The organism is Pseudomonas sp. 05N434, assembly GCF_056396965.1.
In genome coordinates this window covers 1-4,858 of record NZ_JBFTMK010000478.1, presented here as the reverse complement: position 1 = coordinate 4,858, position 4,858 = coordinate 1, and the positions used below count along the sequence as shown (strand labels likewise).

The 4,858-nt window shown below is 61.4% G+C and carries 4 protein-coding genes; 3 read left to right on the top strand and 1 reads right to left on the bottom strand.

Annotated elements, in window-relative coordinates; translation table 11 throughout:
• The 3 genes from AC1DLB_RS23840 to AC1DLB_RS23830 all read left to right on the top strand — a co-directional run.
• A partial coding sequence (locus tag AC1DLB_RS23840) for a calcium-binding protein (RefSeq protein ID WP_477785751.1) occupies positions 1-1,274 on the top strand: 1,274 nt, incomplete at its 5' end.
• Positions 1,275-1,371: 97 nt separating this feature from the next.
• Entirely contained in the window at positions 1,372-3,225 is a 1,854-nt protein-coding gene (locus tag AC1DLB_RS23835; RefSeq protein ID WP_477743076.1) for a polyurethane esterase, read from the top strand.
• 258 nt (positions 3,226-3,483) lie between these two features.
• Complete coding sequence (locus AC1DLB_RS23830; RefSeq protein ID WP_477785753.1) at positions 3,484-3,840, top strand: hypothetical protein; 357 nt, start codon at positions 3,484-3,486, stop codon at positions 3,838-3,840.
• 44 nt (positions 3,841-3,884) lie between these two features.
• On the opposite strand, the gene AC1DLB_RS23825 is transcribed toward AC1DLB_RS23830, so the two are convergent.
• Positions 3,885-4,811: a 2-hydroxyacid dehydrogenase gene (locus AC1DLB_RS23825; protein WP_477785752.1), complete on the bottom strand. Its 927-nt coding sequence runs from the start codon at positions 4,809-4,811 to the stop codon at positions 3,885-3,887.
• Positions 4,812-4,858: the final 47 nt, after the last annotated feature.

The following is a 4,858-nucleotide window of genomic DNA, read 5'->3' as shown; positions in this document are numbered from 1 at the left end:
CCCACGGCCTGAGCGCCAAGGACGTGCTGGTCAGCGGGCACAGTCTCGGTGGGCTGGGGGTCAACAGCCTGGCGGAGTTGAGCGGCAATAACTGGGGTGGTTTCTTCAAGGACGCCAACTACATCGCCTTTGCCTCGCCGACCCAAAGCGCCACCGGCAACAACGTGCTGAACATCGGTTACGAGAACGACCCGGTGTTTCGCGTGCTCGACGGCACCACTTTCAGCAGTGGCTCGCTGGGCAAGCACGACGGTCATCAGGATTCGGCGACCAACAACATCGTCAACTTCAATGACCAGTACGCGTCCACCGCGCAGAATCTGGTGCCGTTCAGCATCCTCAACCCGCTGAACTGGTCGGCCCATGGCTCGTTGGGCTATGCCGACGGCTTGAACCGGGTGATCGACTCGCGCTTCTACGACCTCACCGACAAGGACTCGACGCTGATCGTGTCCAACCTGTCGGAGTCGTCCCGAGGCACCACCTGGGTCGAAGACCTGGGCCGCAGCGGCGAGCCCCACACCGGCAGCACGTTCATCATCGGCACCGACAGTAATGACTGGCTCAAGGGCGGCGCCGGCAATGACTTCATCGAAGGTCGAGACGGTAACGACCGGTTCCGCGATGACGGCGGCTACAACCTGCTGCTGGGCGGCAAGGGCAGCAACACCTTCGAGCTGCARAAGCCGTTGCAGAACTTCAGCTTTGCCAATGACGGCGACGGCACCCTGTATGTGCGCGACGCCTACGGCGGCATCAGCATGACCCGCGACATCGGCGCGCTGGTGAGCAAGGAATCGGGCTCGTGGTGGGGCAGCAAGGAGGTGACCTACAACGTCACCGCCAATGGCTTGCTCAATGGCACGGAACTGACCCACTACAACCATTCGCTCAACGGCGATGCCTTCAGCAACACGCTGGTGGCCAGCGTCGACGGTGACTGGCTGTTCGGCAATGCCGGCGACGACCTGCTGCGCAGCGATAAAAGCCATGTGACCTTCGTCGGCGGCACGGGCAATGACGTGATGCATGCCTCGGGCGGCGGCAACACCTTTTTGTTCAGCGGCGCCTTCGGTTTCGACGCGATCAATGGCTACCAGGGCAGCGACAAACTGGTGTTCATGGGCGTCCAGGGCGCGGGGCAGGGCTATGACTACACCCAGCACGCTTCACAGGCCGGCAACGACACGGTGCTGAAGATTGGCGATTACGCCGTGACGCTGGTGGGGGTGGGACTGGATAACCTGTCGGCTTCGGGAATTACGTTTGCGTAAAGGCGGCATGCACTAGAGGCTCCGGGGCGCCTCGTGATCGAGGCGTCCTGGCTGTGAGCTATCTCTGACAATTCCAACAAAGAGAGAGGCAATACCAATGGGTGTGTATGACTACAAGAACTTCGGCGCAGCAGACTCCAAGGCGTTGTTCAGCGACGCCATGGCGATCATGCTGTATTCCTATCACAACCTCGACAACGGTTTCGCCACCGGTTACCAGCAAAACGGTTTCGGCCTGGGCTTGCCGGCCACCCTCGTGACCGCGCTGATCGGCGGCACCGACTCCCAGGGCGTGATTCCCGGCATTCCCTGGAACCCCGATTCGGAAAAGGCCGCGCTCGACGCCGTGCAAAAGGCCGGCTGGACCCCGATCACGGCCACGCAACTGGGCTATGACGGCAAGACCGACGCTCGCGGAACCTTCTTCGGCGAGAAGGCCGGTTACACCAGCGCGCAAGTGGAGATCCTCGGCAAGTACGACGCCCAGGGTCATCTCACGGAAATCGGCATTGCCTTTCGTGGCACCAGCGGCCCAAGGGAAATCCAGATCGGCGATTCCATCGGTGATGTGATCAACGATCTGCTGGCGGCGCTCGGCCCCAAGGATTACGCAAAAAACTATGCGGGCGAAGCCTTCGGCAATTTGCTCGGCAAAGTCGCGGCGTTTGCCCAGGCCAATGGCCTTGCGGGCAAGGACGTGCTGGTCAGCGGCCACAGCCTCGGCGGGTTGGCGGTCAACAGCCTGGCGGACTTGAGCAGCGAAAAATGGTCCGGGTTCTATCAGGATTCCAACTACATCGCCTACGCCTCACCGACCCAAAGCAGCAGCGACAAAGTGCTGAACATCGGTTATGAAAACGACCCGGTGTTCCGCGCGCTCGATGGCTCGTCGTTCAACCTGGCTTCGGTGGGGGTGCACGACGCTCCCAAGGATTCAGCGACCGATAACATCGTCAGCTTCAACGACCACTACGCCTCGACGGCGTGGAATGTGTTGCCGTATTCCATCACCAACATCGCCACCTGGATTTCACACTTGCCCACCGGTTACGGCGACGGCATGACCCGGGTGCTGGAGTCCAAGTTCTACGACCTGACCAGCAAGGACTCGACGATCATCGTCGCCAACCTCTCGGACCCGGCGCGAGCCAACACCTGGGTCCAGGACTTGAACCGCAACGCCGAAACCCACAAAGGCAGCACCTTCATCATCGGCAGCGACGGCAATGACCTGATCCAGGGCGGCAAGGGCAACGACTACATCGAAGGCCGCGACGGTAACGACACCTTCCGCGACAGTGGTGGCTACAACATCCTGTTGGGCGGCAAGGGCAGCAACGTGCTGGACCTGCAGCAGTCGGTGAAGAATTTCGTCTTCGCCAATGACGGTGTCGGCAACCTGTACGTGCGCGACGCCAATGGCGGCATCAGCATCACCCGCGACATCGGTAGCATCGTCACCAAGGAGCCGGGGTTTCTCTGGGGCGTGTTCAAGGATGACGTGACCCACAACGTCACCGCCAATGGCCTCACCGTCGGCAGCAACCTGACCCAGTACGCCTCGAGCGTGAAGGGCACCTCCGGCACCGACACTCTCAAGGCCCATGCAGCGGGCGACTGGTTGTTTGGCCTGGACGGCAACGACCACTTGATCGGCAGCGCCGGCAACGATGTGTTTGTCGGCGGGGCGGGTAATGACCTGATCGAGTCGGGCGGCGGGATTGATACTTTCCTGTTCAGCGGCGCGTTTGGCCAGGACCGGGTGGTGGGCTACCAGGCCAACGACAAACTGGTGTTCCTCGGGGTTCAGGGCGTTGCGCCAAACGACGACTTCCGCGCCCATGCCACGGCGGTGGGGCAGGATACGTTGCTGACGTTTGGCAGTGATTCGGTGACCCTGGTGGGTGTCGGGCTGGACAGTTTGTCCAGTAGCGCGATTGTGATCGCCTGAGGGTGAGGCGGCGCCGGTAAGGGCCTCTTCGCGAGCAAGCTTCGCTCCTACATTGGAATCCATTTCCCCTGTAGGAGCGAGGCTTGCCCGCGAAGAACGATAACGCGGTAATCCTGCCTGTCCCCGTGACTCACTGGCCACACCCGGACTCGAATACCTGCCTCAACAGCAACTGGCCCTAAAGCATCAGCCCATCCACGCGTTATCCTTATGACGCCGGTGCTGCATGCCGCCATTGAGTACAGGAGATTTTGCAACGTGAGTAACAGCAAGAGGTACACCTTCGGTCTGGCGCTGGCCTTGTTATCGGCAGCCGCCGCCGCAGAACTGCCTCAGAGCTCGATTCTGACCCGTTACGGGGTCACCTCCGATCAACTGCCGAAACCGCCAGCAACCGAAACCGCCAAGCCCGTCGAAGAAAAAAGCCGCTTCCAGCTCCAGCCGGAACAGCCAGCTTGCGAGGCTGCGTTCGGGTGCAGATCAGTCGTAAAACCAGACATTGCGGTGCATCAGGCAGACCGCGTTAGCCGGATTCACGACTGCTTCGCAGCCGAACGCAGCCTCGCAAGCTCGACAGCTGCTACGGCGAACGCACAAAGAGTGCGTTGCGGCTGAACTGACCGGCATTAGCCCCTGAGCGCCCGTTACTGCATCGGCGTTCAATAACCCTGCGCGCGATCGATCTCGCCGAGCATCGGCTCACCCCGTTGATGCCGGCGGATGTTCTCCAGCAATACCCCGAACGCGCTTTCCGGCTGGGTCATCGCGGCGATATGCGGTGTCAGCAGAATCTGCGGGTGGTGCCAGAACGGATGATCTACCGGTGCCGGTTCCTGTTGCAGCACATCAAGGACTGCGCCGCTCAAGTGCCCGCTGTCCAGCGCTTCCAGCAGATCCTCTTCGATCAAATGCCCACCACGGCCCATGTTGATCAGCGCCGCGCCCTTGGGCAGTTGCTCAAACAGGTTGCGATCAAGAATGCCCTGGGTCTGTTCGGTCAGCGGCAACACACACAACAGAATGTCGCACTGGCTGAGGAACGCCGACAGTTGCGCGTTGCCGGCATAGCAATCGACCCCCGGAATGTGATGGGCACTGCGCGCCCAGCCAGACAAGGCAAAGCCCAGCGGTTGCAAGGTCGCCAGAATCTGCTGCGCCTGGRCGCCGAGCCCCATGACCCCGACCCGACGTTTGGCCGCCGGTTGCAGCAAGTGCGCCTGCCAGCAGCGGGCCATTTGTTGCTGGCGGTAGCGCAGCATGTCGCGGTGCAGGCTGAGTACGGCAAAAGTCGCGTATTCGCACATGCCACGGGTGATGCCCGGATCCAGCAGACGCACCACCGGCAAGCTCGCCGGCAAGCGACCGAGGTCGAGTTGATCGACGCCGGCGGAYAAGGCAAACAGCACTTGCAGATTCGGCAGCACAACGTCGAGATCGTCAGGTGCCTGCCACGCGGCCAGGTATTGAATGTCCTTCGGGTCGCCGATGTCCGGCCAGGCGCGCCATTCAATATCCGGGGCGTGTTCGGCAAACAGCGCTTGCCACTGTTTGCCGCGCACAGGGTCAGCTTTATACAGCAGGGCCATGGGCATTTCCTGAAAGGTGAAGGGGCTGCCCATCATCGCGCAATACC

Excerpts from the sequence above, each read along its gene's own strand:
- AC1DLB_RS23835 (WP_477743076.1), top strand. The coding sequence starts at position 1,372 with ATGGGTGTGTATGACTACAAGAACTTCGGCGCAGCAGACTCCAAGGCG.